Here is a 26,747-nt window from a genome sequence, read left to right on the forward strand (position 1 = left end):
CCGGGGTGAGCCCGGCCGGACCCGGCCGGTCGGGACCCCTCTCCCGGGACGTGCCTCCCGGTCTCAGACCGCGGAATTCTCCCGCCACAGCCGTAGCGTCGCGGCGTCGCCGGACCCCCGGGGCAGGGGCAGCCTGTTCCACAGCGCCAGATACAGCTCGGCAGCGGGGCCGCTGATCTCCGCATCGGGTTCCGCCGTCGCACCCCGCTCCGCGACCGGCGGTTCCTGCGACAGCCGTACGGTCCACACCACGCCGTCAGCGGCGTCGTCCCCCGTGCCGGTGGCCCGTACCCGCAGCACGCGGGGCTCGTCGCTGCGGACCCGGCTCTTGGCGCGGGCGTGGAAGCCGCACAGGATCTCGTCGATGCCGTCGAGGGCGAACCCGGCCGGGACCACACCCGGTCCGCCCCCGCGTGCGGCTTCCGCGTCGACACGGTGCACGGCCGTCTCGTGCGCCTGCCGCCGTGCCCAGAAGGCCAGCGGCGTGGGCGCGGGCATGAAGTGCCAGCACGCCACGTCCGGCGCGGCGGAGGAGAGCGTGTCGACGAGCTGCCGGTGCCCCTCCCGGTACCAGGACAGCAGCGCGGCATCGTCGAGACCGGGCGGCGGCGGGCCGGCCGGCCGGGGCGAGGTGAACTGCTCCGCGACGAACCCGGCCGCCCATCGGTGGATCGGCCCGATGTGCTCGATCAGATCGCGTATCCGCCAGCCGGGGCAGGGCGGCACACCGGCGTCCATGCCCGCCTCCTCGGCGGCCGCGGCCAGGGACCGGCCTTCGCGGTCCAGGATCTCTACGAACTCGGCAGTCTCCATGGGGAGGAGTCTGCCTCAGCGAGCCCGCCGCCGGCCCAGGGGCCGACGGGACTCTCCGCGCCGTGACGTCCGGGACGGCTATCGTCGGGCACATGCGGATCTCCGTCTCCTCCGACACGGACGAACCCGTGGCCCGCGCCGTCGTCGCCGAGCTGCGCGAACGCGGTCACGACGTGCTGACGTACGGCGCGCTGCGCCCCGGGGACGACCCGCGGTGGGCGGTGTGTTCCGGGGCGGCGGCCCGTGACGTCGCCGCCGGACGGTCCGACCAGGCCGTCGTGTGCTGCTGGACCGGCACCGGGGCGTCGATCGCCGCCAACAAGGTGCCCGGTGTCCGGGCGGCCCTGTGCACGGACGCGTACACCGCCGACGGCGCCCGCCGCTGGAACGACGCCAATGTCCTCGCCCTCGGTCTGCGGCTGACCTCCGGGCCGCTGCTGACGGAGATCCTGGACGCCTGGTTCGCCGCCGAGGCGGGCCAGGACACCGACGACCGGGAGAACGTGGCGTACGTGGCCCGGCTGGACGCGGACAGGACGGCGCCGCAGGACATCTGACGCGGGCCGGTGACCGGACGTCATCCGGCGGCGGCGTGCCGGGCCCGGAAGCCGATCACGGCGGCCACGGCGGCGAGTACGGCGACGCTGGTCAGCGCGGTCGGAAGGGAGAACCACTCGGCCATGAAGCCGATCGCGGGCGGTCCGAGGAGCATGCCCCCGTAGCCGAGCGTGGAGGCGACGGCGACGCCGCTCGGTCCGGCGAGGGCGCCCGCGCGTTCGACGGCGACGGGGAAGATGTTGGCGAGTCCGAGGCCGGTGACCGCGAAGCCGAGCAGCACGGCCCAGGCGGCCGGGGCGAGCGCGCCCAGCAGCATTCCGGCGGCGGCCGTGGCGCCGCCCGCCACCACGGTGCGCGAGCGGCCCAGCCGTTCGAGGAGCGTCGTCCCGCTGAGCCGGCCGGCGGTCATGGCGAGCGCGAAGCAGGAGTAGCCCGCGGCCGCGAGACCCGGGGAGGAGTGCAGGTCCTGGGTGAGGTGCAGGGCACCCCAGTCGGCCAGGGCGCCCTCGCCGTAGGCCGTGCAGAGGGCGACGAGGCCGAAGACGATCACGGGTCCGCGGTTGCGGGGGCCGAGCCCGCGCGGGGCCGGGGCGGTCTCCTGCGCCGCCGTCACGGCCGCGGGGGCCGCCGCCGCAGTCGCGGGGGCAGGGGCGTCGTACCGCAGGAGCACACGTCCGGCGGCGGCGGTGACCACGAGACCGGTCACGGCCAGCCCGGCCAGATGCACGGTGGGTGACAGGGCGCCCGCCACCAGTCCGCCGAGCCCCGCGCCCACCATGCCGCCCAGGCTGAACGCGGCGTGGAAACTGGGCATGACCGGTCGCCCCAGCGCGGCCACCAGGTCGACGGCCGCGCTGTTGAAGGCGACGTTCAGCGAGCCGTACGCGGCGCCGAAGAGCAGCAGCACGGCACCGAGGGCAGGCGCCGAGTGGGTGAGCGGGGGCAGGACCACGGTGAGGGAGAGCAGTGCCGCGCACCAGACGGTCACGAGGTGACTGCCGAAGCGGCGGCAGAGCCGCCCGGTGAGCGTCATGGTGACCACGGCCCCCGCGGACACCCCGAGCAGCGCGAGCCCCAGCGACCCGGCGGAGGCGTGGGTCTGGTGCTTGATCGCGGGGATGCGCACGACCCAGCCTGCGAAGACGAACCCGTCGAGGAAGAAGAAGACGGTCAGCGCGGCACGGAGCCGGGTGAGACGGTCGTCCTCGCCCGGCACGGCGCTGTGCGATCGGGTTTTGTTTATTTGCGGCACAAAATCAGGCTAAGCGGATGCCGGTGGTGGGGCAAGGGAGGGTGCGGGCGTCCTCGCCTCGCGGAACTGCTCCCCGGAATCCGGGGCATTGGCATGGACCTGACTTAAAGGCGCCGCTAGGATCTGCCCCGCAATCTGTGAGAGCGCTCTCATGCATCGGCTGTTCCTCCCCCACCTTGCTGGAACGACGAAGGGCAACTCCCTTGAGACGCAAGCGACTCGTACACGCCGGCCTGGCCGCCCTGCTCATGCTCGGCGGCTGGACGGCGAGCACCCTCCCCGCCTCGGCGAGCGGCACCGGCGCCGCCGGGACCACGGCCGCGGAGCTCCCCGCCTCCGCCGGTCTGGTGTCCGCGATGCAGCACGACTTCGGGCTGACCAAGGGTGCCGCCGAGGCCCGGCTGAAGGCCGAACGCAAGGCCGCGAACCTCGCGCCCGAGGCGCAGAAGGCGGCCGGCGCGGTGTACGGCGGCTCCTGGTTCGACGCGAGAACCGGGCGCCTGACCGTGGCCGTCACCCCGGACGCCTCCGCCGCCGTCCGTGCCGCGGTCCGTGCCACCGGGGCCGTCCTGAGCACCGTCCCGCGCAGCGCGCGGCAGCTCGACGCCGCCAAGGCGCGCATCGACCGGCTGTCCGCCCCCTCGGGCGTGCGCGGCTGGTACGTCGACCAGAAGGCCGGCGCCGTCGTCGTCGACGTGGTCCGTGCCCGGATCTCCGACAACGATGTCCAGCGGTTCCTGGACCGGGCCCGCGCGACCGGTCCCGTCACGGTGAGATCCGTGGCCGAGGCGCCGGGCACCCTCGCGGCGGGCACGGTCGGCGGCGACCCGTACTACACGGGCAACGTCCGCTGCTCCATAGGGTTCTCGGTGTACGGCGGATTCGTCACCGCCGGGCACTGCGGCTCGCCGTCCGCCGCCGTCTACGGCTGGGACGGCTCCTATGTCGGTAACTTCCAGGGCTCCTCGTTCCCCGGCGACGACTACGCCTGGGTGAGCGTGGGCAGCGGCTGGTGGACCGTGCCGGTGGTGCTCGGCTGGGGCACCGTCTCCGACCAGCTGGTGCGGGGCTCGGCCGTGGCGCCGGTCGGCTCGTCCGTCTGCCGCTCCGGTTCCACCACCCACTGGCACTGCGGTACGGTCCTCGCCCTCAACGAGACCGTCAACTACAGCCAGGGCGCGGTGTACCAGCTGACCAAGACCAACGTCTGCGCCGAACCCGGTGACTCCGGCGGCTCGTTCATCAGCGGCGACCAGGCCCAGGGCGTCACCTCGGGCGGCTGGGGCGACTGCACCAGCGGCGGCGAGACCTGGTTCCAGCCGATCAACGAGATCCTCAACCGGTACGGGCTGACTCTGCACACCTACTGATCCGCCGCCGGGAACGGGGGTTCCGCCGGCGCCGCGGCGGCGGCGCCGGCGGAACCCCGCCTCCGTCACCCCCGCCGCCTTCGTCGCCCGTCCCTCCCGATCGAAGGCGGTCGCCGTCGGTCGAAGACGGTCGAAGCCGGTCGGACGACTGTGCCGGTCACGCTGCCGTCCATGCGGCCGTCCGCACCGCACCCGTGGTTTTCGGCCAACACGCCGCGCGGGCCGGTCCCCTGGGCATCACCGTCAACTTCCGTGCGGTCAGGGCAAGACCGGGAGGGTGATGCGTCTCCGCCAGGGGGAATCCGCCACCGGGGCGATTCGCGTGAAACCGGGCGGATCGACGACTGCGAAATGGTTAATGCTCACGCACGTTCTGGTTGCCGGGCGGTGAGCAGTCCATGATGGGGGCATGACGCTGGCCCTGCACGCCTATGCGCGACTGTCGACCTGGCCCGACCTCAGACAGGTCGAGCCGAGCTGCGGCCTGGGCCAGGCGCTCGCCTCGGTACACGGCGAGATCGCCCACTTCCACTCGGGACGCGACGTCGACCTCCTGCTCACCGAGCGCGCGATCCGGCGGCTGGCGCGCGATCTCCGCGCCTCCGACGCGGTGCGTATCGTCCCCCGTTCGCAGTGGGTGACGATACGGCTGGACGCCTCCTCGGACATCGATCTGCTGCTGACCCTGGTGAGCGTCGCGCTCCAGGCCCAGCAGCAGCGGATCCCCCGGGCCGCCGACACCGCCCCGGTGGGCTGCAACGACCAGCGCGGCGCGGGCTTCGTGAAGGTGGACCTCGGCAGCGGCTGACACACCGCGGCGGCATCGCCGTGGCCGGTGCGGGACCGCCGCCCGCGGGACGGCCGTACGAGCGGGTCTACGCCTCTTCCCGTTTCACGGACCTCAGCAGCACGAACTTCGGATCGGCCGCCACCGTACGGCAGTTGCCGAACAGCCGCGCCAGCTTGAGGTGGTAGCCGAGATGCCGGTTGCCGATCACCCACAGCTCGCCGCCCGGCCGCAGCACCCGCCGCGCCCCGGTGAACATCCGCCACGCGGTCGCGTCGGTGGTCGCCTGGTGCGAGTGGAACGGCGGGTTGTTCAGCACCAGGTCGGCGCTGCCGTCCGGCACCCCCGACAGACCGTCCCCGACCCGGAACTCGGCATGCCCCGGAACCCCGTTGGCCTTGTACGTGGCCTCCGCCGAGGCCACCGCCTGGAACGACTCGTCCACGAACAGCACCTCCGCCCCCGGCTCCGCCAGCGACACCGCCGTCCCGACGACCCCGTTGCCGCACCCCAGGTCCACCACCCGCTGCCCGGCCCGCACCGCGGGCAGCCGCCCGAGGAGGAAGCGGGTGCCGATGTCCAGCCGGTCGGCGCAGAACACGCCCGCGTGGCTGACGACCGGCCGCCCGGACACGGCGCCGATCCCGTCGGGCAGCGTGTAGCCGTACGGCCATGGGTTCGCCGCCCGCACGAGCGAGGGATCCGGGGTGCAGAGGATCAGCCGGGCCTTCTTCACCGCGAGCGAGGTCCTGGTCGGGCCGAGGATCCGCTCGAACAACCGCAGGGTCGAGGTGTGGATCTCCTTCACCATGCCGGTGCCCACGACGACCGTGCCCTCGTGCACCGCGGGCGCGAGGCGCAGCAGCTGGTCCTCCAGCAGCGCCAGACTCTTCGGCACCCGCACCAGCAGGACGTCCACCCGGGCGGGCGGCGGGTCCTGTGTGGTCAGGAGGGTCACCGCACCGGTCCTCACCCCGGCCCGCGCCAGGTTCGCGCGGGTCGCCTGCTGCGTGAGGCAGGAGTCGGTGATCTGTACCGGCCCGTGCGCCGCGAGCGCCGTGACCAGCGCGCCCCAGCGGTCCCCGAGGACCACCACCGCACCGGACAGCGGGACCTGCCGCTCGGCGAGATGCGTCAGCAGATACTCGTCGGAGGCGTCCCAGGCACGCAGCCTCTCACGAGGGTCCTCGGGGAAGCGGCTCAGCGCCGGCTCGCCCCACGGGGTCGTCATACGGTCGTTCATCGCTGTTCAGGCTAGCCGAGCGGGGCCTCCTCCCCGGCGGCCCACCCCGGTCGGCCCGCCGCGGAGTGCCCCGGGGCGCGCGCGGCACCGCCCGGGCCGCGGCCGGCGCGGTGCCGGCCGCCGGGGAACACATCCGGGTCCGGGCGGTTTCGGACGCATACCGGCCGGATCGCCGTACATGTCATCGGATGCCGTGCTGGGCGCCGCGGCGGTCACACGGGCTGTGGATCATGGGACACTCGGCGTCATGAGCGGTATGACGGACCCCGGGGCCGCGGGAGAGAGAAGCGCCCCCAGAGCACGGCTGGACCGGGGGCGGGGTGCGCTCGGTCCGGCGCTGGAGCTCGTGCACACCGGGCGCGCGCCCACCCGGGCCGTACTCACCGCCGAACTCGGGGTCACCCGGGCCACGGCGGGCGCGGTCGCCGCCGAACTCGAGGCGCTCGGGCTGATCCGCGTGGACGCCAGGCCCGGCGCGGCGGCCGGTTCGCAGGGGCGGCCCTCGCACCGGCTGTCGGTCGCCGAGGACGGTCCCGTGGTGCTCGCCGCGCAGGTCCACGCCGACGGCTTCCGCGCCGCGCTGGTCGGGCTCGGCGGCCGGATCGTCGCCACCGCGCCCGGCTGCGAGACCGTCGACGCCGACCCCGCCAAAGTTCTCGGTTCCGTCGTCGAGACCGGTGCCGACCTGCTGCGCCGCACCGGACGGCGCTGTGCGGGCGCCGGGCTCGCGGTGCCCTCGGCGGTCGCCGAACCGGACGGCCTCGCCCTCAACCCGCTGCACCTGGCCTGGCCCGCGGGCGCGCCCGTACGGCGGATCTTCGCCGAGCGGGTGCGCGACGCCGGTATCCCCGGACCGGCGTTCACGGGCAACGACATCAACCTCGCCGCCCTCGCCGAGCACCGGCACGGTGCGGGCCGCGGCTCCCGCGACCTGCTGTGCGTGGCCACCGGGCACCGCGGCGTGGGCGGGGCGCTGGTGCTGGACGGGCGGCTGCACACGGGCAGTTCGGGCCTCGCCCTGGAGGTCGGCCACCTCACCGTCACCCCCGAGGGACGCCCCTGCCACTGCGGCAGCCGGGGCTGCCTGGACGTGGAGGCCGACCCGCTGGCCCTGCTCGTCGCGGCGGGCCGGCGGCCCGGCCCCGAGGGGTCGCTGCTCCAGCAGGCCCACGACCTGGTGCGCGAGCACTACGACGACCCGGCCGTCCGCACCGCGGCCGAGACCCTCATCGACCGGCTGGGCCTGGGCCTGGCCGGACTGGTCAACATCCTCAACCCCGACCGCGTCATCCTCGGCGGCCTGCACAGCACCCTCTTCGACGCCGACCCCGACCGGCTGCGCGCCGTGGTCGCCGGACGCAGTCTGTGGGGCCAGAGCGGAGAGGTCCCGATCCGGGCCTGCGCCCTGAGCCACAACAGCCTGGTCGGCGCGGCCGAACTCGCCTGGCAGCCGGTCCTGGACGACCCGCTGGCCGCCCTCACCTGACCCGGCGGCCGGGTCCCGGACGAGCGGGCCGGGACCGCGCGGCGTGACCGTCGGGTCCACCGTGCCGTCCCGGCCCGTACGAGCCGTCCGCGCCGTGCCCGTAGGGGCCGCCGCCCGCTCCTCTTCGCCGGTTCAGCCGGTTCAGCCGGTTCAGCCGGGAACGGCCGACCGGACGGGTGCGTGGGCGGGCGTGCTTTCCCCGGGGTCGCCTCCGGAGAGGACTCCGGCCGCGACCGGGGCCGGGTGTCCGGCCGGCTGCTCCACCGGGTGCCCGGCCTCGGCGAAGCGGCGCACCGGTGTCTCCCGTTCCGCCGGCCGCAGCGGCGGGCGGGCCGGGACGGGCTGCGGCCGTGCGGCGGTGGGCAGCGTGAACCACACGACCTTGCCCCGGTCGCCGTCCGGACGCGCGCCCCAGCTCTCGCTCATCGCCGCGACCATGGCGAGCCCCCGGCCCGTGGTGGCGTCGTGCTCCGCCTCCGCGACCACCGGCAGGCGGGGGTCGCGGTCACGCACCGACACGGTGAGCCGGTCGGGCCGCAGTTCGATCTCGACGATGCACGTCTTGTCCGGGCTTGCGTGCCGGTGGACGTTGGACAGCAACTCGGTGACACCGAGGGCGGCCCGGTCTATCAACGGATCCAGATGCCAGTACCGCAACTGCGCGGATACGATTCTGCGGACCTGGCCGATCCGCGACGGCAGGGCTTGGAGCTCCACCGTGCAGTGCCTGCTTGGGTGACTGATCACGGCTGCGACTCCCCGACGTGAGGTCCGGAAGAACACGGAGTTCGGATCGATCCAGCAGGGTGCCGGCGGAAGACCGCCGCCTGCTGGCGTGACCGGCGGGCTGGTTCGCAGCGTAATCGCCGGTAAACCCAGAGTGACGTGTGACAAGCGTGGCCCGGCCGGTGAGGTTCCGCAACTCGCCGTGGCCCGGCCGTGTCCGCGCCCCGGTTCAGCCCCGTCGGCCGGCCGCCCTGCGTACGGCCTCGACGAACCGGCGTGCCGTCGGCGGCCCGGGCTCGCCCGGCGCCGGGTCGTGGTCGGCCAGGGTCAGCAGATACCGCGTGCCGTTCACGTCGGCCAGCGCCCGGTCCTCCGGGGCGAACCAGGGCCGCGACGCGCGCACCGCCTGCACCGGCGCGGAGTCGATCTCGCTGCCGTAGCTGTTGAGCAACTCCAGCCTGCCGTCGTTGATACGGATCTGCCCGGCCCGGGTCAGCGACCGCAGCCGCTTCCCGATCCGCACACCCGTAGCCGAGAACTCCGGCTCCGCCATGGCGTTCCGCCCCCTTGTGCGTGTCGGTCCGCCGGACCGGACTCCCGCGCTGTCACAGGGTCCGTGGCCGGCGTCTCGGGACTCCGTTCTCCGGTGTCCCGGACCCAGTGTGCCGCTCTCGTCCGGGACTTGGTCCCACCCGGTGCAGTCTGCCCTCGACCGGCGGTGAGCACCAGTACGCACGGCGGGCTCGCCGGGGGTGTCCGGAGCACTCGTCGCGACTGCGCCCCCCGACCCCGCCACGGGCCGCGCCCCAGGCCCCCCTTTGAGCCCGTCAAAGCCATGTTTATGCAGATGGGAAGCGTAGGTCGCGGTGCCTATCATCGGGGCGTCGGCCGCCTCACGAGCCGTCGCCCGTGACGTGTAAGGAGCCCATCCGTGAGCACCACCCCACAGAGCCGGCCCGGGACGACCGCACAGACCCGGCCCGGGTCCTCGGCCGGAACCCGGCCCCGCGCCACCGCCGACGTCGACCACAGCGACCCCGCTCATCGTGCCTGGCTGAAGGAGGCGGTCCGCAAGGTCCAGGCGGACGCCAACCGCTCCGCCGACACACATCTGCTGCGCTTCCCGCTGCCCGAGGAGTGGGGCATCGACCTGTATCTCAAGGACGAGTCCACCCACCCCACCGGAAGCCTCAAACACCGCCTCGCCCGCTCGCTGTTCCTCTACGCCCTCTGCAACGGCTGGATCCGCCCGGACCGCCCGGTGATCGAGGCGTCCAGCGGCTCGACCGCCGTCTCCGAGGCGTACTTCGCCCAGCTGATCGGCGTGCCCTTCGTCGCGGTGATGCCCCGTACGACCAGCGCCGAGAAGTGCCGCCTCATCGAATTCCACGGCGGCCGCTGCCACTTCGTCGACGACCCGCGCGGGATGTACGAGGAGGCGGCACGCCTCGCGGCGGAGACCGGTGGCCACTACCTCGACCAGTTCACCTACGCGGAACGGGCCACGGACTGGCGCGGCAACAACAACATCGCCGAGTCGATCTTCCGCCAGCTCCGTCTGGAACGGTTCCCCGAACCCGCGTGGATCGTGGCCACGGCGGGCACCGGCGGCACCTCGGCGACCCTCGGACGCTATGTGCACTACATGCAGTACGACACCCGGATCTGCGTCGCCGATCCGGAGAACTCCTGCTTCTTCGACGGCTGGACCACCGGCGACCCGGACGTCACCCGCGACTGCGGATCCCGTATCGAGGGCATCGGCAGGCCCCGGATGGAACCGAGTTTCGTCCCCGGCGCCGTCGACCGCATGATGCAGGTGCCCGACGCCGCCGGTGTCGCCGCCGTACGGGCCCTGGAAGGCGTCATGGGCCGCAAGGCGGGCGGCTCGACCGGGACCGGCCTGTGGAGCGCCCTGAAGATCGTCGCCGAGATGGTGGCCGAAGGGCGGCGGGGCAGCGTGGTGACGCTGCTGTGCGACTCGGGCGACCGCTATCTCGACAAGTACTTCTCCGACGCCTGGCTGGCGGAACAGGACCTGGACATCGCTCCCTACGGCGCGGTGATCGACAGGCTGCTCGCGACGGGGGTGTGGTCCGGGTAGGTCACGCCCCGGTGAGCCTTTGGTCCAGAGAGGCCACGGCGGCACGGAAGGCGCGGCCGAGACCGGGACGCGCCAGGGCGAGGACCCCGCGGAACACCGCCGTGCCGTCGGCGGCGAACGTCCACCGCACACGGGTGCCGGTGCCGGCCGGCGTGAGACGCCACTCCTCGGCCAGCGCGCGGGCGCCCGGCGCGTTGGTCGCGTCGACCCGGTAGGCGTACACCTCGGCCGGTTCCGCGACGAGGACCGTCTCGTCGAAGCGGGTGCCGCCCCAAAGACGGATCTCGCGCCCGGCGCCGTCCGCCGTCCGCCGGGCGGAGGTGACCGCCGAGAACCACTCGGCCCAGCCCGGCACATCCTCGGCGAGAGCCCGGAAGACCGCTTCCGGAGCCGCCGCGGCATCCCGCGTGAAGACCAGCCGTACCGGGGCGCTCGCGGTGAACTCGATCCCCACGGGGCGCAGACGACGCACCATGCGCGCAACCTCCTCGCGGAAGCCGGAAGCCCTGTTCTCGTGTGCGGCCCCGTGCCGCACGGCGGCCCGGGGCCACGCCACCGTAGCTGACGCGGCGTCAGCTGTCTGCCCCCAGGACGTCTCAGACGTCGTCCTCGGCCTCCGGCTCGCCCGCCACCACCAGCCGCCGCAGATGCTCCGCTATCTCCGCGCGCGCCTCGCCCGGCAGTCCCGCGTCCGTCACCAGCGTGTCGACCTGTTCCAGCGTCGCGAACGAACTCAGCCCCACCACACCCCACTTGGTGTGATCGGCGACCACCACCACCCGGCGCGCGGACTGCACGAGGCGCCGGTTGGTCTCCGCCTCCGCCAGGTTCGGCGTGGACAGACCCGCCTCCACCGATATCCCGTGCACCCCGAGGAACAGCAGATCGAAGTGGAGCGCCGCTATCGCCTGGTCCGCGACCGGACCCACCAGGGAGTCGGACGGGGTGCGCACCCCGCCGGTCAGGACCACCGTCGGCGCGCCCTGCCGCGGACCCGTGGAACGCTGCGCCGAGTGGAAGACGTCCGCCACCCGCACCGAGTTGGTGACCACCGTCAGATCCGGCACGTCCAGCAGCCGGTGCGCCAGCGCGAAGGTCGTCGTGCCCCCCGACAGGGCGATCGCCGAACCCGGCTTGACCAGTTCGGCCGCCGCCCGGGCGATGTCCTCCTTGGCGGTCAGCTCCAGACCGGACTTCGCCTCGAACCCGGGCTCGTGCGTACTGGCCTCCACGACCGGCACCGCGCCGCCGTGCACCTTCTCCACGACCCCCTGGCGGGCCAGCGCGTCCAGGTCACGGCGCACGGTCATGTCCGACACGCCGAGCTTGCGGGTCAGTTCGTTGACCCGGACGCCGCCGCGGCGCCGCACCTCGTCCAGGATCAGGGAGCGCCGCTGCTCCGCGAGGAGGTTCTGATTCTCGCTCACGTACGCTCCGGTCCCTTCGCCTCGACCCGTCCGACGCGCCCTGCGCACCGGCCCCCACGAGCCCGTTCACCCGGGTCGGTGCGCGGACGTCCCATCCTTGCACGCCGCGGCGGCGACCGCGCACCCTCCTGTCCGCAGGGTGTCACTCTCCGTATCGAGAAGTCGCTCGTATCGGGGAGATTCCGTGACTGCGGGTGTGCGCCGCCTCCGGAGTGGAGAACCTGAAGCCCGCAGGGGCAAGGCCGGCGGCAGGTCTCGGGGGAAGCGCGATGGCAGGGGAACTGACAGAGGAACGGGCCGCGAGACACGCGGCGGACGGCGGCGACGGGCGTGACGCGCGCACGGACCGGGCCGGGTCCGCCCTCGAACTCCTGGTGCACGGCGTGGGCGGCACCACGCCGGAGAAGATGCTCGGCGACACGCGCACCGTCCGGGTCACCGGTGACGACACCGCGGCGGTCTTCCGGCGCGCCGACGACGCCGACGCGGAGTCCCGGCCCGCCGGCCGCCGTGACGGCCCGGTGCGTGAGGCGTACGTCTGGTGCAACCTCACCTCCGGCAACGCCGCCCGCGCCCTGTGGCTGCTGCTGCTCCCGTTCATGGTCGTCAACCTCGCCCACTGGATGCGACCGGCCGCCCGCGGGCACACCCGTACGGTCCGCTTCTACGGCCTGCTGGTCCGGCTCGCCGGACTGACCCTGACGGCCCTGCTCGTCGCGGCCGTCTGCGAGGTCGCCCTGGACCTGACCGCCTGGCAGTGCGCGGGCACCCGGGTCTGTGCCGCGCGCCACTCCTGGCTCGGTTTCCTGTCTCCCGACCTCTCCGGCGGCTGGTGGAGCGCGCCGGGCCGCAGGCTCGCCGTGGCCGCCCTGGCGCCCACGGCGCTCACCGGTCTGCTCTGGTACCTCTCCCACCGCACCTGGAGCGCCTACGAGTCCCAGCAGCCCTTCGCCCGCGCCCCCGAACCCGACGAGGAGTCCGGCGGCACCGCGCTCGGCCTGCCCGGGTTCTGGTACGGGCGCCGCCTGGTGGCCCGGCTGCGTGCCGCCCACACCGCCACAGGACTGCTCACCGTCGCCGCCACGGTCGCGGTGCCCACGGCCCGCTTCGACCGGGGACCTCGTGGAGACGCCCCCCTCGTCCTGCTCGGGGGCCTGCTGGAGGCGGCGCTCGCCGTGGGGGCCGCCGCCGTGCTGTGGGTGGTGTGCCGCCAGGGCCGGACCGAGCACCGCCTCGACCGCGAGACCGACGCCCGCCTGGCGCGGGGCCTGCCGCTCGCCGCGCTCGCCCTGCTGCTCCTCGTCCTGCTCCACGCCGGCTGGTCACGCCCCGGCTGGCGTTCCTCGGGGCGGCTGACCGGCGACGCCGTCTTCACCGCCCTCACGCTCGCCCAGGTCCTGCTCGTGGTCGCCCTCGCCGTGGTCGCCCACCTGCTGCACCGCACCCTCGCCCCCGCTCCCCGCTCCGCCCGGACGGCAAAGACCCGCGCGGTCCCGCGCACCGCCCTGCGCGGCCTCGGCGGCCCCGCCGTCGCCCTGCTGGCCTGCGCGCTGGGCGGGGTGTTCTCCGGCGGGACGTCGCAGCGCGTGTCCGACTGGCTGGACGGTACCGGGACCTCCCTCCCCGGACCGCCCGTGCTGCTGACCTGGCAGGCGTCCGTCATCCCGGTGCTGCTCCTCGTCCTGCTCGTCCACGGCGCCCGCCTGGCACGGCGCACCCGGCGGCTCGCCCGCGCCGAGCGCGCCGTGGTGGACGCCTCCCACCCCGGCGAGCCCCGGGACCCGGCCCGCACCCGCCACATCGCCGCCGTCCGCGCCACGGCCACGCTCACCGACCACGCGCCCGCGCTCGTGGGTGTCACCGCCGTCACCCTGCTGCTGCTCGGCGCCGGAGCGCTGGCCGGCGCCTGGACGACCGGCCGGACGCCCGCCGAGGCCGCGCGGGGGACGTACGCCCTCGTCGACGGTGCCGCCCAGGTCGCCCAAGGCGTCGGCTCCTGGCTGACAGGCCTCGGCTGCCTGCTGTTCGTCACCTGCGGCAGACGCGCCTACAAGGACGCCTCCGCGCGCCGCACCGTCGGCATCCTCTGGGACGTCGGCACCTTCTGGCCGCGCGCCGCCCATCCCTTCGCGCCGCCCTGCTACGCCGAGCGCGCCGTCCCGGACCTCACCTGGCGGGTGGTGACCTGGACCCGCGCCACGGGCGGCCGTCTGGTGCTGTCCGGGCACTCCCAGGGCAGCGTCCTCGCGGCCGCGGCGGCCTGGCAGCTCACCCCGTCCGTGCGCGGGAGGGTCGCCCTGCTGACCTACGGCTCGCCGCTCGAACGGCTCTACGCCCGCTGGTTCCCGGCCCACTTCGGGCCCGCCGCGCTCGCCGCCCTGCACCGTGACATGGCCTGCTGGCGGAATCTGTACCGGCTCACCGACCCGATCGGCGGTCCGGTGCGGCTGCCCGGCGACTGCGGCCCCGAGGTGGACCATCCACCGCTCGACGACCCCCTGGCCTACGGCCGTACCGCGCTGCACCCGCTGCCCGCGCCGGTCCTCGGCCACTCCGACTACCAGGCGGACCCGGTGTTCGCGGAGGAACGCGCGCGCCTGCTGGCCCGGCTCGGCCCCGGCCTGCCCGGCCCGCGCCGACTGGAGACGCCGCCGGAGGGCCGGATGCCCGAGAACCCGCAGCCCGGCGGCGGCCCGGCTCAGGACAGATCCGGCAGATCCTCGGGGTAGAGCAGCGTCAGATCGTCCGTGCTCGGCTCCTCCACCTGGGCGACCCGGCTCGCGTGCCGTTCCACCATGGCCTCGAACGTCTGCCGCGCCGTACGTCCGTTGCCGAACGCGGCACCCTTCGGGAGCACCGTGAAGTACGCCAGCAGCGCCTCCGAGGCGCCCTCCGCCAGCCGGTACTCGTGCTCGTCGGCCTGCTGCTCCACGATCCGCAGCAGTTCCTCGGGCCGGTAGTCGCTGAAGGTGATGGTGCGGGAGAAACGCGACGCCACACCCGGGTTGACGGACAGGAAGCGCTCCATCTCGGCCGTGTAGCCGGCGACGATCACCACGACCGCGTCGCGGTGGTCCTCCATCAGCTTCACCAGCGTGTCGATGGCCTCCTTGCCGAAGTCCCGCCCGGCGTCCTCGGGGGACAGCGCGTACGCCTCGTCGATGAACAGCACCCCGCCGCGCGCCCGGTCGAACGCCTCCTGGGTACGGATCGCGGTGGAGCCGATGTGTTCGCCGACCAGGTCCACCCGGGACACCTCGACGAGATGCCCCTTCTCCAGCACACCCAGCGACGCGAGGATCTCACCGTACAGACGTGCCACGGTCGTCTTGCCGGTGCCGGGAGACCCCGTGAACACCAGGTGCCGCTTCACCGAGGCCGCCTTCAGACCCGCCAGCTGACGGCGGCGGCCCACCTCGATCATGTCGGTGAGGGCGCGCACCTCACGCTTGACGCTGTCCAGGCCCACCAGCGCGTCGAGTTCGCCCAGCACGGCCTTGGAGGTCCGGGCCGGATCCGCGGCCGGGACGGCGGCGGCCGGTTCCGGCCCGGTGCCGCGCTGGCCCGGGATCGCGCCCAGCAGCCCGGGGGAGCGGTCCGCCGTCTGCACGGCCGTCTCCCGGGGGCCGGGCGGCCGTACTCCGCCGCTCTCGTCGCTGGTGCAGTCCTCCACCACCGGCCCGGAGCCCGAACCGTCGTCCGGGCCGCCCTCGGCGAACTCGAAACCGCCGCGCGCGCAGCGCTCCGTACGGCACTTCCTCAGCGTCGTACGGCAGCCGTCGATCACATGGAAGCCGTAGCCGCCGCTGCCCGTGACCCGGCAGCCGAGGAAACTGCCCCGGCCGCCCGCCGACACGTAGAACCCCGCCTCCGCGGGCGCTTCCACCGTGCACCGCTCGATCGTCGGGTCGGCGCCCTTGGTGACGATCACACCGGTCTGGTTGCCGTCGAGGACACAGTTGTTGAGGGTGCCGCCGCTGCCGTGGTCGCGGAACCAGGCGCCCGTGGCGGCGTCCTTGATGCGGCAGTCGTCGAGCTGCGCGGTGGCGCCGTCGCTCACCGACACCGCCGTGTTGCGCACCTGGGACAGATCACTGTCGACGACGTCCGCGCGCGAGCCGCGGTCCAGGACGAACAGCGCGTCCGGCACGTCGTGCACCCGGCACGAGTCCAGTACGGCGGTGGCGCCGTCGCTGACCCACACCGCCGGGTAATCGCCCGTGCTGTCGGAGATCTCGCACTGGTTGGCGTCCACCCGGGTGCCCGGGTCCCACACCGACAGACCGTTGCGCCCGAACTGACGCACCGTCGTGCGGGTCAGCGTCAGCACCGAACGGGACCGCAGGTCGACCGCGTTCTCCGGGATGTCGTGGATCCGGCAGTCGGCGAGCGTCAGCACGGCGTCCGTGTCGAGGGTGACACCGTCGGCGGTGGTGCGGTGCACCTCGCAGTCGGTGAGATGCGCGGTGGCCCGCGCGGTCACCTGCACCCCGCTGCTGCGGACCTCGTACACCTCGCAGCCGACCGCCTCCAGGGAGGAGTTCTCGCCCGTCACGGTCAGCCCGGCGCCGGACGCACGGCTCACCTTGCAGCGCTCCAGCCGAGGACGGCCTCCGCCGCGCACCGCCACGCCGGACTGCCCGGCCGCGACGACCTCGCACTCCTCGAACACCCCGCCCCCGCCGTCCAGTACGGCGATGCCGATGCCGGCCGGGTTGTCCACGGTGCAGCGCCGCACGGTCGGACGCGCGCCGCCGCGCACCTCGATACCCGTGGCGGAGCGGGTGACGATCCGGATGCCGAGCAGCTCGGGGGTGCCCTCCTCGACGAGCAGCGCGGGGGCCGCCGTGTCCTGTCCCTCCACATGCAGGTCCTGCACCACCGCGGAGGCCCGCACGGTCAGCGGTACCCCGTCGAGCGGTGCGATGCGCACCGAGCCGGGTGAACCCTCCGGCCCGCGCAGCGTCACCGCCCGCTGGACCACGAGGTTCTCGCGATAGGTACCCGGGGCGACGGTGAGTACGTCGCCCTCCGCCGCGGCCTCCAGGGCCGCGGCGAGCGAAGCGTACTCACCCGTTCGGCGCCGCCACCGCGATGCGCCGGTGTGCGTCACCTGGACCGTGCCCTGTGCCATGGCGTTGCTGTGCCCCCACCTCGTCGTACCGACGGCCCGCCGGCGGACCGATGCCGCGTGCCCGGCCGCCCCACCGTAGCGTGCGCGCGGGCCGTGGGGTGACCAGAGCCGGAACGCCGTCAGCTGCCGGTACCGGTCCTGCCCCAGTCGGGCCCGGCGCTGTCCCAGGCCTGGTCCCAACGGGCGTATCTGCGACGGACCATACGCCAGACGATCACCCGTCTGGCGGTTTCCACGAGCAGCGCCGCGAGCATCGCCGCGCCGCATCCGGCCAATACGGCGTGTGCCGTCGCGGTCGCCGGGTCGAGCGGGCGGGGCACCGGGCGGCCGTGCCGGTCGGTCCAGAACGTGAAGCGGTCGCCCGCCGCGGGGGATCTGAGGGCCGTCGTCGCCGTGCCGCGGTGCGCCGTGCCGTCCGGCGCCGTCCAGGTGGCCCGGACCCGGCTGCGTATGCCCTGGGCGGTACCGGCCTCCAGATCGGGTTCCACCACGGCCTGGCCGAGCCTGCGCACCACCGTCGCGGTCACGAGCTGCCGGGCGCCGCGCTGGTCGCGTACGGACCGCTGGAGGGAGTCCTGCGCGACGGTGCCGACGGCCGCGCCGACGACGGGGGCGCCCGCCAGGACCAGCAACAGGGCCGCGAGGGCCAGCCACGCCTCGACCAGGTCGGTCGTCCTGCGCAGCGGGTTGTGCCGCCAGCGCCAGAGTCCGCCGATGGCTCGCACGGCCCTCACCCCCTTCCCGTCCATGACAGCCCCCGCCGGGGCCGCCCACGCGTGCCCGGCCGAAAGAGAGAGCGACGTCACTCCGGCCGCGCGCCCGCGGCCCGGAGGCACCGCGGTGCCTCTCATGAACCGCTCATGGAAGCCAACGCCCGGCCCCGCTCACCGGTTCCCGCGCCCGGCCGCGGCACCGGTGCCGGCGACGCTCGCGCCGCCGAGACGCCCGGCACTCCCCGGGCCCTTCGAGCAGGGCCCCGGACGGAGCACGCACCGGACGCCGCTTTTTCCCGGGCAGACGTTGCCTGTCGCGGTACTAGCCGAGGATCTCGACCGGGTCGCCGACCCGGATCGTGCCGCGGTTCTCCGGCACCAGGTTCTGACCGAAGACGAGTTCCCGGTCGAGGCGGCGGTGGCGGGCCAGGGTGCGCAGGGGCTCCTTGCCGCGCCTGCCGGTGTCCTGGTCGGTGGTGGTCACGACGCACCGCCCGCAGGGTTTGGGCACCCGGAGGACGACCTCGCCGACGGCGATGCGCGTCCAGCCGTCCTCCGCCCAGGCGGCGGTGCCGGAGACGACGACGTTCGGCCGGAACCGGTTCATGGGCAGGGGGCCCTCGTCGGCGTGGTCGCCGCGGGCTATCAGGGCGTTGAGGGCGTCGAGGGACGCCTGCGCGGTGACCAGCAGCGGATAGCCGTCGGCGAAACTCACCGTCTCCCCGGGCAGCCCGTAGCCGGACTCGACGGGGCGGCGGGTGGCAGGGTCGTCCATGTGGACCAGGCGGACACCGGCCTCCAGGTACCCGCTGCACCAGGCGTGCGCCTCCCCGCCGGCGGGCACCGCCTCCACCTCGGTGCCGAAGATGTCCGCCGTCACCGTGCCCACCAGGCCGGGCACCGGCACGGTCAGCGGCGCGCGGCCGGGCGCGGACAGCCGGACGCCGCCGCCGGGCAGTGGCTCGGCGGCGGCCAGCGCGAGACGCGGCTGCTCCCGCTGTGTGACGACCTTTCCCCCGTCGTCGATGAGCATCCAGCGCCGGTCCCCGGCCAGCCCCCAGGGCTCCACGGCGGCCTCCCGGAGCTCAAGGCCCCGGAACGCCTTCACCGGGTGGACATGGATCGATTGCAGCCGCGCGTTCCCCATGCGGCCATCGTGCCAGGCGGCACCGACAGCCGTGGCGGAATCAGTACCCGCGGTACTGCTGCGGGCTGTTGTTGTACGGGTCCTGGTAGGGAGCCGGGGCGGCGGGCCGCGGTGCCGCGGGGCGCATCGCCTCGTAGCCCGTGCCGGCCGCCATCGGGCGCGGCGGCAGCGGCTGCTGCTGCGGTCCCGGGTAGCCGCGCGGCGCCGACGCCTGCTGCGGGATGTAGGCGGCGGGCGCCTGCTGCAGCGGGGCCGGCTGCGCCATGTGCGGGTACCCGTAGGACGGCGGCGCCTGGAGGTGCGAGGGGCCCGCGGGGAGAGCGGGCAGCGCCGACGGGAGCGCGGGCAGGTGGCTGCTCGGCTCGTACGCGGCGGGGACCCGGATCGGGGCGATCTGCGGGGTACCGCGCTCGGCCACGAGCGAGTCGTAGATCGGGGTGTCCGGGAAGGAGGCGGAGTAGTAGCCGCCACCATAAGTGGAGCGGGGGGAGGTCATGACACATAAGGTAAGCCCACGATGTGCTGGTTGGGGAGACCGATAAGAGGGTTGTTTTCCGTGTCGGCGGTGACGCGGACGCCGTAATCCGAGCGAACTTCCCGAAAAGGGGCGCCGGGTACGGTTCTGATTGCGTAAAGGCCGAGTTCCCAGAGGGTTACCGACGGTTGGCGATCGATCATTTCCGCTGGTGACCGAACCGCCGCCGAACGGCCCTGGGCGTGCGCCGTCCGCCGGTAATAGGTTGAGCGAGCAGAAAAGTCAATGGACCGCCCGGCACGGACCGGCGCGGCGACCCGCGATGGGGGACGGACATGTCGATGCCGAAAGGGTCGAACACTCCTGTGCCGACGACGGCGCTGCGCGTGGAATTGGGCTGGCGGTCCGGTCCGGACGTCCCGGACGCCGATGCGTCGGCGCTGTTGCTGGTGAGCGGAAAAGTGCGCTCCGACGGCGACTTCGTCTTCTACAACCAACCCGTCCACTCCTCGCAGGCGGTCCGCCACGAGGGCAAGAGGAATGCCGGCGGACAGGTCACCGACACCCTTTTCGTCGACCTCGCGCGCGTCGAGGACACCGTCGAGACCGTCGTCGTGGCCGCCTCCGCCGACGGCGGGACCTTCGGCCGGGTGCCCGGCCTCCGCATCGAGGTGCGCGACGCCGCGGACGGCGCCGTGCACGCCTGCTTCGACCCCGCCGACGCGAGCGTCGAGACGGCCTTCGTGCTCGGCGAGTTCTACCGCCGTCAGGGCGCCTGGAAGTTCCGCGCCGTGGGACAGGGCTACAGCAGCGGACTCGAGGGCCTCGCGACCGACTTCGGCATCACGGTGGACGAACCCCGGCACCCCGCGGCGCCCGCACCGTCCGTCGCGCCGGCAACCCCTCCCGCGGCGCCGTACGCCGCGCCTCCCGCCGCCGTTCCGCCGGCGGCTCCTCCCCGGCCGGCCGCCGCGCAGCCGCCCGCCGCGCCGGCCGTCCCGGTGCCGCCCCCGGCGCCGCTGCCGGGGGCCTTCCCGCAGCCGCCCGCCGCGCCGGTCACCCCGTACCCGCCCGCGCCGCCGTCGGCGCCTCCCGCGCCCGTCCGGCTGACCAAGGTGACCCTGACCAAGGCGGCTCCCTCCGTGTCGCTGACCAAGCAGGGCGGCACCTCCGGCGCCCTGCGCGTCAACCTCAACTGGGAGGTGCGCAAGCAGTTCTCGGGCTGGGGCAGCAAACGGGGCCGGGCCATGGCCATGCACCGGGACCTCGACCTCGACCTGTGCGCGCTGTTCGAACTCGCCGACGGCCGCAAGGGGGTCGTCCAGGCACTCGGCAACGCCTTCGGCTCGCTGCACCTGCCCCCGTACATCCACCTCGACGGCGACGACCGCACCGGTGCCGTGACGAGCGGCGAGAACCTCACCGTCAACCTCGACCACCGGCAGGACTTCCGGCGCATCCTGGTCTTCGTCACCATCTACGAGGGCGCCCGCTCCTTCGCCGACCTGCATGCCACGGTCACCCTCCGGCCGCAGCACGGCGCGCCGATCGACTTCGCCCTCGACGAGTGCACCGTCCCCTCCACGGTGTGCGCGCTCGCCCTCATCACCCGCACCGGCGACGACCTCGTCGTCCAGCGCGAGGCCCGCTATCTGGTGACCGAACGGGGCGTGAGTCCGCAGCGCACCATCGACCGGGCCTACGGCTGGGGCATGAACTGGACGCCGGGACGCAAATAGCCCCGCCGCGGCCGGCCGTCCCCGCGGCCCCCGTCACCCCCTCCGTATCCCGCCTCAGCCCTCGTCGGCGACCGTGTCCGGACGGGCGTAGGTGCGGCCCTTCCAGGCCGCGCCGCGCCCCCGGCGGTGCTGCACCGCCGAGTCGGCCGTCATCAGCAGATACAGCAGCGCCGTGAACGGCAGCAGCGGAGCGAGCCACAGCGGCTGCCGGTAGTGACGCACCATCGGGACGTACGTCCCCGTCATCACCGCCCACGCCAGACCGCCCGGGACCGCCGCCGCCGAACTCCCCGTGACCACGCCCGCGACCAGCGCCACGGGCGGCACCAGGTACACCAGCGCGAGACCGGCGACCGTACCGGCCAGCAGCAGCGGGCTGTGCCGCAGTTGCGCGTAGGCGCTGCGCGACACCATCCGCCACAGGTCGCCCAGCCGCGGATACGGCCGCACGCTGTCCACCCGTTCGGCCAGCCCCAGCCAGATGCGGCCTCCGCCGCCCTTCACCGCGCGGGCCAGCGCCACGTCGTCGATCACGGCGTGCCGGATGGCGTCCGGGATCCGCGCCCGGACCGCCGCGTCGGTGCGCAGCAGCACACAGCCGCCCGCCGCGGCGGCCGTCCGCGAGCCCGGCCTGCCGATCCGGCGGAACGGGTAGAGCTGCGCGAAGAAGTAGACGAAGGCGGGCACCACGAGCCGTTCCCATCCGCTCGCCACCCGCAGCCGCGCCATCTGCGACACCATGTCGTACCCGCCGGTGCGCGCCGCCGCCACCAGCAGCCGCAGACTGTCCGGGGCATGCGCGATGTCGGCGTCCGTCAGGAGCAGGTACTCGGGCTCACGCGTACGGGCCAGCCCGATGCCGTGCCGTACGGCCCACAGCTTGCCTGTCCAGCCCGGGGGCGGCTCGCCGGGGGAGGCCACGGTCAGCGGCAGCCCGCCCGCGCGCCGTGCCGACTCGCCCAGCTCGCGTGCGAGGCCGCCCGTGCCGTCCGAACTGCCGTCGTCGACCAGGAAGACCTCCGCACGTCCTGGATAGTCCTGCGCCAGCAGCGACGGCAGGCTCGCGGGCAGGACGCCGGCCTCGTCGCGCGCCGGCACGACGACACAGACGTCCGGCCAGTCCCGTGGATCCCGGTGCGGCGGCAGCCTCACATCCGTGCGCCAGAAGAAACCCTGACAGAACAGCAGCCACAGCCAGGCGGCGAGGGATACGGCGGCGGTCCACGCGATGGCGCTCACGGGCGCAGTCTGCCCCACGGAGCCGGGCGGCGAGGCCCCATCGTCTATCGTTGCCGCGTGAAGATCGCGCTCATGGACTCCGGAATCGGCCTGCTGGCGGCGACCGCCGCGGTACGGCGCCTGCGACCCGACGCGGATCTCGTGCTCTCCCTCGACCCCGACGGCATGCCCTGGGGACCGCGCACCCCCGAGGACCTCACCGGGCGCGCCGTGGCCGTCGCCGAGGCGGCCGCCGCGCACCGGCCGGACGCACTGATCATCGGCTGCAACACCGCGACCGTGCACGCCCTGCCCTCGCTGCGGGCCCTGCTGGAACCGGGGCTGCCGGTCATCGGCACCGTTCCGGCGATCAAGCCGGCCGCGGCGGGCGGCGGACCCGTGGCGATCTGGGCGACGCCCGCCACCACCGGCAGCCCCTACCAGCGCGGCCTCATCGACGCCCACGCCGACGGGGTGCGGGTGACCGAGGTGCCGTGCTGGGGGCTCGCCGAGGCCGTGGAGCACGCGGACGAGGACTCCATCGGCTCCGCCGTGGCGGCGGCGGCCGCGCTGACGCCGGACGACGTGACGACCGTCGTGCTCGGGTGCACGCACTACGAACTGGTCGCCGAGCGGATCCGGGCGGCGCTGCAGCGGCCGGGGCGCCCGCCGCTCGTCCTGCACGGGTCCGCGGACGCGGTCGCCGCACAGGCGCTGCGGCGGCTCGGGGTGTCCCCGGCTTCCGGCGTCCCGGCCGAGGGGTCGCTGACGGTGCTTCTGAGCGGGCGGGAGGGGGAGCTGCCCGGGGCCGCGCTGGCCTACGCGGAGGGGCGGCTGCTGACGGTGGCCAGTCCGGCCCGCTGAGACGCGCGGGCGCCTTGGGGACCGGCGGGGCCCGGGGCGCCGGGGGTGGTGCTCACTCTGTGCTGCCGGCTGTCCGCGGAGCGGAATCTGAGTAGTCTCATAGGCATGGGCGAGGAGCGTGAGGACGAGGACGGTCCGCAGGCCGATGTCTGGACCGGGCGGGCCACCAACCGGTTCCAGTGGGTCTCCGCGCTGGCCGGGGCGGCCTGCACGGCGCTCGGGATCGAGCTCGCCGTGGACTCCGCGTGGACGTCGGGGACGGCGCCGCTCGTGATGTCCGTCGTGGGCTGTATCGCCGCCGGGCTGCTGATCATGTTCGGCACGCTCGCCTTCGTGCACGTGGCCCTGAAGGTCGACCGGGAGTCGCTGGAGGTGCGCTGCGGGCACATCGGTGTGCCGCGCCGGCGCATCCCGCTGCACGACGTGATCGGCGCCGAGTTCGCCCCGTGCGTCACCCCGCGCCACTGGGGCGGCTGGGGCTACCGCTGGCGGCCCGAGAAGGGCACGGCCGTCGTCGTGCGGCGCGGCGAGGGCATCGTGCTGCGGCTGTGGGACGGCCACACGTTCACCGTCACCGTGGACGACGCGGAGGCGGCCGTACGCGTCATCCGCGACCGGCTGCGCCCGTCCGCCTCCCCCGGTCCCCTGCACTGACCGCTCAGCCCCCGGATCCTCCGCGGCCTCAGCCCCCGGATGCCCCGTCGGTGATCGGGCGGGCCGTCGCCAGTCCGGCCAGCACGCCGACGCCCACCGACACCGTCGTGAAGCTGAGCGCGTCGCCGACCGCCGCGATCACCGCCACCGCCGTCAGCGCGGCGCCCGCGCTCAGGACGACCGGCGCGGACCGCGGGCTGCGCCGCAGGACGTACAGCACCCAGCAGAACGCCGCCGCCAGCAGCACCACCCCGACGATCCCCTGCTCGGCCGCCAGTTGCAGCGGCGCGGAGTGCGGTTTGCCGTCGGGCAGCGGCGACCGCCCGGCCGCCGGGCTCAGCTCCCCGAAGCGTCCCGGGCCCACGCCCAGTGCCGGGTCCCGGCCCGCGAGGTGCAACGCGTCCTGCCACAGCCTGATCCGCCGCTCGGACAGCCGGTCCTCCAGGGCCGCGGTGAGACCGTCCGGCAGGACGTTCCCGGCGAGCGCCCAGGCCGCCGCGCCCACCGCCCCCGCGGTGAGCAGCAGACCCGCCAGGACCGGCCCCCTGCGGTGCGCCCGGCCGGCCGCGAGGGAGCCCAGCAGCACCCCGCAGCCCAGCAGCGCCCCAGCGGCCGAGCCCACGGCGGCGGACGTCACCACCACCGCGGCCGCCAGCAGTCGCAGCGCGAGCCGCGCCGCGGGTGCCGGAGTGGCCCAGGCGGCGCAGCACGCGGCGCCGGTGGCCAGGACCAGCAGTGCCGCGGTCGCCCCGGCGTGCCCGAGCGGGGTGGCGAACTGCGGCCCCGGCGCGAGGTGCGGCATGCCCACCGCCAGCCCCAGCCCGGCGAGCGCCGCCGCGGCGGGCGCGGCGACCGGGCAGAGCGCCCCCGTGATGCGTCCCGAGGCGTAACCCGCACCGGCGGCGAGCAGTGCCAGCAGGACGCCCTCCGGGCGGCCGTCGTGCGCCGCCGCGGTCACCAGCGACCAGACGGCACCGGCGCCGAGCAGCACCATTCCCACCGCGTCCGAGACACTCCGGTCGTCCCTGACGTCCGTTCTGCCGCCGCGGTCACCGGCATCGCCGGTGTCGTCGCCGTGGCCGCCGTCCCCGGCCGGTCCGGCCGCGGCCGTCATGTGCGTGGATCCCACCCCGTCGCCCCCCGAACCCCGGTCGCCCCCGACCCGTGATGCTGACGACCCCGCCGGCCGGCCGGTCACAGCCGCGCGGCAGAGGCTCCGCTCACCGTAACGGCTGATCACCGTTTTGTGGACGGCTTCCGCAGGAACCCCACGATCCGCCGCTCCGTCCCGGCGCCTCCCGGTGGCCCTGCCGCACCGGGGGTTCCGCCCGCTCCGGATCCCGCGTCGGATCCCGCCGTCCCGACCGTCCTGTCAGGTACTCCTGCACCCGCCGTAGACTCCCCGGGTGACCGTCACCGCAACATCCGTCGGCCGGCCGGACGGGCTGGAGCCGCAGGAGGCGCCCGCCCGGCGCCGCTTCCGGCCCGCCGCCCTGGTCCCGGCCGCCGCCGCGGCACTCGCCGGAGTGCTCCTCTACGTCAGCTTCCCGCCGCGCCAGCTGTGGTGGCTGGCGCTGCCCGCCTTCGCCGTGTTCGGCTGGGTGCTGCGAGGCCGGAGCTGGAAGGCGGCCCTCGGCCTCGGCTACCTCTTCGGCCTCGGCTTCCTGCTGCCGCTGCTGGTGTGGACCGGCGTGGAGGTCGGCGCGGGCCCCTGGCTCGCCCTGGTCGTCGTGGAAGCGGTCTTCGTGGCGCTGGTGGGCGCGGGGATCGCCGCGGTGTCGAAGTTGCCGCTGTGGCCGCTGTGGGCGGCGGCCGTGTGGACCGCGGGCGAGGCGGTCCGCGCGCGCGTGCCGTTCGGCGGCTTCCCGTGGGGCAAGATCGCCTTCGGGCAGGCGGACGGCGTGTTCCTGCCGCTGGCCGCGGTGGGCGGCACCCCGGTACTCGGCTTCGCCGTCGTCCTGTGCGGCTTCGGGCTGTACGACACCGTCCGCGTCGCGGCAAAGGGCGGCCGCGGGCGTGCCGTGCCGAAGGGCGCGGCGGCCGCGGCGCTGCTCAGCGTGGCCGTACCGGTGGCGGGCGCACTCGCCGCGCGGCCCCTGGTCAGCGACGCCGCCGAGGACGGCACCGCGACCGTGGCCGTGATCCAGGGCAACGTGCCGCGCTCCGGCCTCGAGTTCAACGCCCAGCGGCGTGCCGTGCTCGACTACCACGCGCGGGAGACGCTGAAGCTCGCCGCCGAGGTCGAAGCAGGCAGGACCGCCAAGCCGGATTTCGTGCTGTGGCCGGAGAACTCCTCCGACGTCGACCCCTTCGCCAATCCGGACGCCGCCGCGGTCATCTCCGGCGCGGCCAGGGCGATCGGCGTGCCGATCTCGGTCGGCGGAGTCGTCGAGAAGGACGGCAGGCTCCTCAACGAGCAGATCCTGTGGGACCCCGAGAAGGGACCCGTGCAGACCTACGACAAACGGCAGGTGCAGCCGTTCGGCGAGTACCTCCCGCTGCGCTCCCTGCTCGGTGCGATCAACAAGAACTGGACCTCGATGGTCCGCCAGGACTTCAGCCGGGGCACCAGGCCCGGCGTGTTCGACATCGGCGGCACCGAGGTCGGCCTCGCGACCTGCTACGAGGCCGCGTTCGACTGGGCCGTGCGCGACACCGTCACCCACGGCGCCGAGATGATCTCCGTGCCGAGCAACAACGCGACCTTCGACCGCAGCGAGATGACCTACCAGCAGCTCGCCATGTCCCGGATCCGCGCCGTCGAGCACAGCCGCACCGTCACCGTCCCGGTGACCAGCGGTGTCAGCGCGATCATCATGCCGGACGGGAGGATCACCCGGAGGACCGGCATGTTCGTCGCCGGTCACCTGGTCGAGAAGGTGCCGCTGCGCACCTCCCGGACCCCCGCCACCCGGCTCGGCATCCTGCCGGAGATCGCCCTGGTGCTGGTCGCGGCGGGCGGCCTGGGCTGGGCGATCGGCTCCGGCCTGCGCGGCCGCCGCGCGGCCGGCTGAGGTCGGCCGGAAGCCGGTGCGCG

The 26,747-nt window shown here is 74.4% G+C and carries 23 protein-coding genes; 10 read left to right on the plus strand and 13 right to left on the minus strand.

What is annotated here, in order from left to right; all coding sequences use genetic code 11:
• Positions 1 to 63 precede the first annotated feature (63 nt).
• Positions 64 to 813, minus strand: coding sequence for a maleylpyruvate isomerase family mycothiol-dependent enzyme (locus tag ABZ862_RS16070; protein WP_360957929.1), 750 nt, complete (start codon positions 811 to 813; stop codon positions 64 to 66).
• Positions 814 to 905: 92 nt separating this feature from the next.
• Between ABZ862_RS16070 and ABZ862_RS16075 the strand changes: the two genes are divergently transcribed.
• Positions 906 to 1,370: an RpiB/LacA/LacB family sugar-phosphate isomerase gene (locus tag ABZ862_RS16075; protein WP_360957932.1), complete on the plus strand. Its 465-nt coding sequence runs from the start codon at positions 906 to 908 to the stop codon at positions 1,368 to 1,370.
• A gap of 20 nt (positions 1,371 to 1,390) precedes the next feature.
• On the opposite strand, the gene ABZ862_RS16080 is transcribed toward ABZ862_RS16075, so the two are convergent.
• The gene (locus tag ABZ862_RS16080) at positions 1,391 to 2,623 is read right to left on the minus strand and encodes an MFS transporter (RefSeq protein WP_360957934.1); all 1,233 of its coding nucleotides are present in this window, start codon (positions 2,621 to 2,623) and stop codon (positions 1,391 to 1,393) included.
• A 203-nt stretch (positions 2,624 to 2,826) separates the two neighbouring features.
• Between ABZ862_RS16080 and ABZ862_RS16085 the strand changes: the two genes are divergently transcribed.
• The gene (locus ABZ862_RS16085) at positions 2,827 to 3,993 is read left to right on the plus strand and encodes a S1 family peptidase (protein WP_360957937.1); all 1,167 of its coding nucleotides are present in this window, start codon (positions 2,827 to 2,829) and stop codon (positions 3,991 to 3,993) included.
• A gap of 409 nt (positions 3,994 to 4,402) precedes the next feature.
• Positions 4,403 to 4,801, plus strand: coding sequence for a luciferase family protein (locus ABZ862_RS16090; RefSeq protein WP_360957939.1), 399 nt, complete (start codon positions 4,403 to 4,405; stop codon positions 4,799 to 4,801).
• 67 nt (positions 4,802 to 4,868) lie between these two features.
• Here the strand turns inward: ABZ862_RS16090 and ABZ862_RS16095 are convergent, their stop codons facing one another.
• Positions 4,869 to 6,011, minus strand: a complete 1,143-nt coding sequence (locus tag ABZ862_RS16095) for a methyltransferase (RefSeq protein WP_360958170.1) — start codon at positions 6,009 to 6,011, stop codon at positions 4,869 to 4,871.
• Positions 6,012 to 6,270: 259 nt separating this feature from the next.
• Between ABZ862_RS16095 and ABZ862_RS16100 the strand changes: the two genes are divergently transcribed.
• Positions 6,271 to 7,509 carry an ROK family protein gene (locus ABZ862_RS16100; RefSeq protein WP_360957942.1) on the plus strand — a complete coding sequence of 413 codons (1,239 nt, stop codon included), beginning with the start codon at positions 6,271 to 6,273 and terminating at the stop codon, positions 7,507 to 7,509.
• Between the two features lie 150 nt (positions 7,510 to 7,659).
• On the opposite strand, the gene ABZ862_RS16105 is transcribed toward ABZ862_RS16100, so the two are convergent.
• On the minus strand, positions 7,660 to 8,256 hold the full coding sequence (locus tag ABZ862_RS16105) for an ATP-binding protein (protein WP_360957945.1): 597 nt from the start codon (positions 8,254 to 8,256) through the stop codon (positions 7,660 to 7,662).
• A 208-nt stretch (positions 8,257 to 8,464) separates the two neighbouring features.
• Positions 8,465 to 8,788 carry a hypothetical protein gene (locus ABZ862_RS16110; RefSeq protein ID WP_360957948.1) on the minus strand — a complete coding sequence of 108 codons (324 nt, stop codon included), beginning with the start codon at positions 8,786 to 8,788 and terminating at the stop codon, positions 8,465 to 8,467.
• Between the two features lie 501 nt (positions 8,789 to 9,289).
• On the opposite strand from ABZ862_RS16110, the gene ABZ862_RS16115 reads away from it, so the two are divergent.
• Positions 9,290 to 10,339, plus strand: a complete 1,050-nt coding sequence (locus ABZ862_RS16115) for a PLP-dependent cysteine synthase family protein (RefSeq protein ID WP_360958172.1) — start codon at positions 9,290 to 9,292, stop codon at positions 10,337 to 10,339.
• A gap of 1 nt (position 10,340) precedes the next feature.
• Here the strand turns inward: ABZ862_RS16115 and ABZ862_RS16120 are convergent, their stop codons facing one another.
• Positions 10,341 to 10,814 carry an SRPBCC family protein gene (locus tag ABZ862_RS16120; protein ID WP_360957951.1) on the minus strand — a complete coding sequence of 158 codons (474 nt, stop codon included), beginning with the start codon at positions 10,812 to 10,814 and terminating at the stop codon, positions 10,341 to 10,343.
• A gap of 121 nt (positions 10,815 to 10,935) precedes the next feature.
• The gene (locus tag ABZ862_RS16125) at positions 10,936 to 11,766 is read right to left on the minus strand and encodes a DeoR/GlpR family DNA-binding transcription regulator (protein ID WP_360957954.1); all 831 of its coding nucleotides are present in this window, start codon (positions 11,764 to 11,766) and stop codon (positions 10,936 to 10,938) included.
• A gap of 269 nt (positions 11,767 to 12,035) precedes the next feature.
• Between ABZ862_RS16125 and ABZ862_RS16130 the strand changes: the two genes are divergently transcribed.
• Positions 12,036 to 14,495 (plus strand): hypothetical protein, encoded by a 2,460-nt coding sequence (locus ABZ862_RS16130; RefSeq protein ID WP_360957957.1) that lies wholly within the window; start codon positions 12,036 to 12,038, stop codon positions 14,493 to 14,495.
• Here the strand turns inward: ABZ862_RS16130 and ABZ862_RS16135 are convergent.
• From ABZ862_RS16135 to ABZ862_RS16150, 4 genes are all read right to left on the minus strand, one after another.
• The gene (locus tag ABZ862_RS16135; RefSeq protein ID WP_360957960.1) at positions 14,465 to 16,900 is read right to left on the minus strand and encodes a right-handed parallel beta-helix repeat-containing protein; all 2,436 of its coding nucleotides are present in this window, start codon (positions 16,898 to 16,900) and stop codon (positions 14,465 to 14,467) included. The two genes, ABZ862_RS16130 and ABZ862_RS16135, sit on opposite strands and share 31 nt — an antisense overlap.
• A 119-nt stretch (positions 16,901 to 17,019) precedes the next feature.
• Positions 17,020 to 17,625: a hypothetical protein gene (locus ABZ862_RS16140; RefSeq protein ID WP_360957963.1), complete on the minus strand. Its 606-nt coding sequence runs from the start codon at positions 17,623 to 17,625 to the stop codon at positions 17,020 to 17,022.
• A gap of 310 nt (positions 17,626 to 17,935) precedes the next feature.
• Positions 17,936 to 18,760, minus strand: coding sequence for an MOSC N-terminal beta barrel domain-containing protein (locus tag ABZ862_RS16145; RefSeq protein WP_360957966.1), 825 nt, complete (start codon positions 18,758 to 18,760; stop codon positions 17,936 to 17,938).
• A 40-nt stretch (positions 18,761 to 18,800) separates the two neighbouring features.
• Positions 18,801 to 19,256, minus strand: a complete 456-nt coding sequence (locus tag ABZ862_RS16150; RefSeq protein ID WP_360957969.1) for a DUF6643 family protein — start codon at positions 19,254 to 19,256, stop codon at positions 18,801 to 18,803.
• Positions 19,257 to 19,570: 314 nt separating this feature from the next.
• Between ABZ862_RS16150 and ABZ862_RS16155 the strand changes: the two genes are divergently transcribed.
• Positions 19,571 to 20,974, plus strand: a complete 1,404-nt coding sequence (locus ABZ862_RS16155; protein WP_360957973.1) for a TerD family protein — start codon at positions 19,571 to 19,573, stop codon at positions 20,972 to 20,974.
• Positions 20,975 to 21,028: 54 nt separating this feature from the next.
• On the opposite strand, the gene ABZ862_RS16160 is transcribed toward ABZ862_RS16155, so the two are convergent.
• A complete protein-coding gene (locus ABZ862_RS16160; protein ID WP_360957976.1) occupies positions 21,029 to 22,231 on the minus strand; it encodes a glycosyltransferase in 1,203 nt (400 codons plus the stop codon).
• 39 nt (positions 22,232 to 22,270) lie between these two features.
• On the opposite strand from ABZ862_RS16160, the gene ABZ862_RS16165 reads away from it, so the two are divergent.
• Positions 22,271 to 23,056 carry an aspartate/glutamate racemase family protein gene (locus ABZ862_RS16165; RefSeq protein WP_360957979.1) on the plus strand — a complete coding sequence of 262 codons (786 nt, stop codon included), beginning with the start codon at positions 22,271 to 22,273 and terminating at the stop codon, positions 23,054 to 23,056.
• Between the two features lie 105 nt (positions 23,057 to 23,161).
• Entirely contained in the window at positions 23,162 to 23,710 is a 549-nt protein-coding gene (locus ABZ862_RS16170) for a hypothetical protein (protein ID WP_360957982.1), read from the plus strand.
• A 28-nt stretch (positions 23,711 to 23,738) separates the two neighbouring features.
• Here ABZ862_RS16170 and ABZ862_RS16175 read toward each other — a convergent pair whose 3' ends face one another.
• Positions 23,739 to 24,704, minus strand: coding sequence for an O-antigen ligase family protein (locus ABZ862_RS16175; protein ID WP_360958175.1), 966 nt, complete (start codon positions 24,702 to 24,704; stop codon positions 23,739 to 23,741).
• Positions 24,705 to 25,116: 412 nt separating this feature from the next.
• Between ABZ862_RS16175 and lnt the strand changes: the two genes are divergently transcribed.
• A complete protein-coding gene (lnt, locus tag ABZ862_RS16180) occupies positions 25,117 to 26,724 on the plus strand; it encodes an apolipoprotein N-acyltransferase (RefSeq protein WP_360957985.1) in 1,608 nt (535 codons plus the stop codon).
• Positions 26,725 to 26,747 lie beyond the last annotated feature (23 nt).

Origin of the sequence: Streptomyces sp. NPDC047000, from assembly GCF_040644295.1 — a bacterium.
GTDB lineage: Bacteria > Actinomycetota > Actinomycetes > Streptomycetales > Streptomycetaceae > Streptomyces.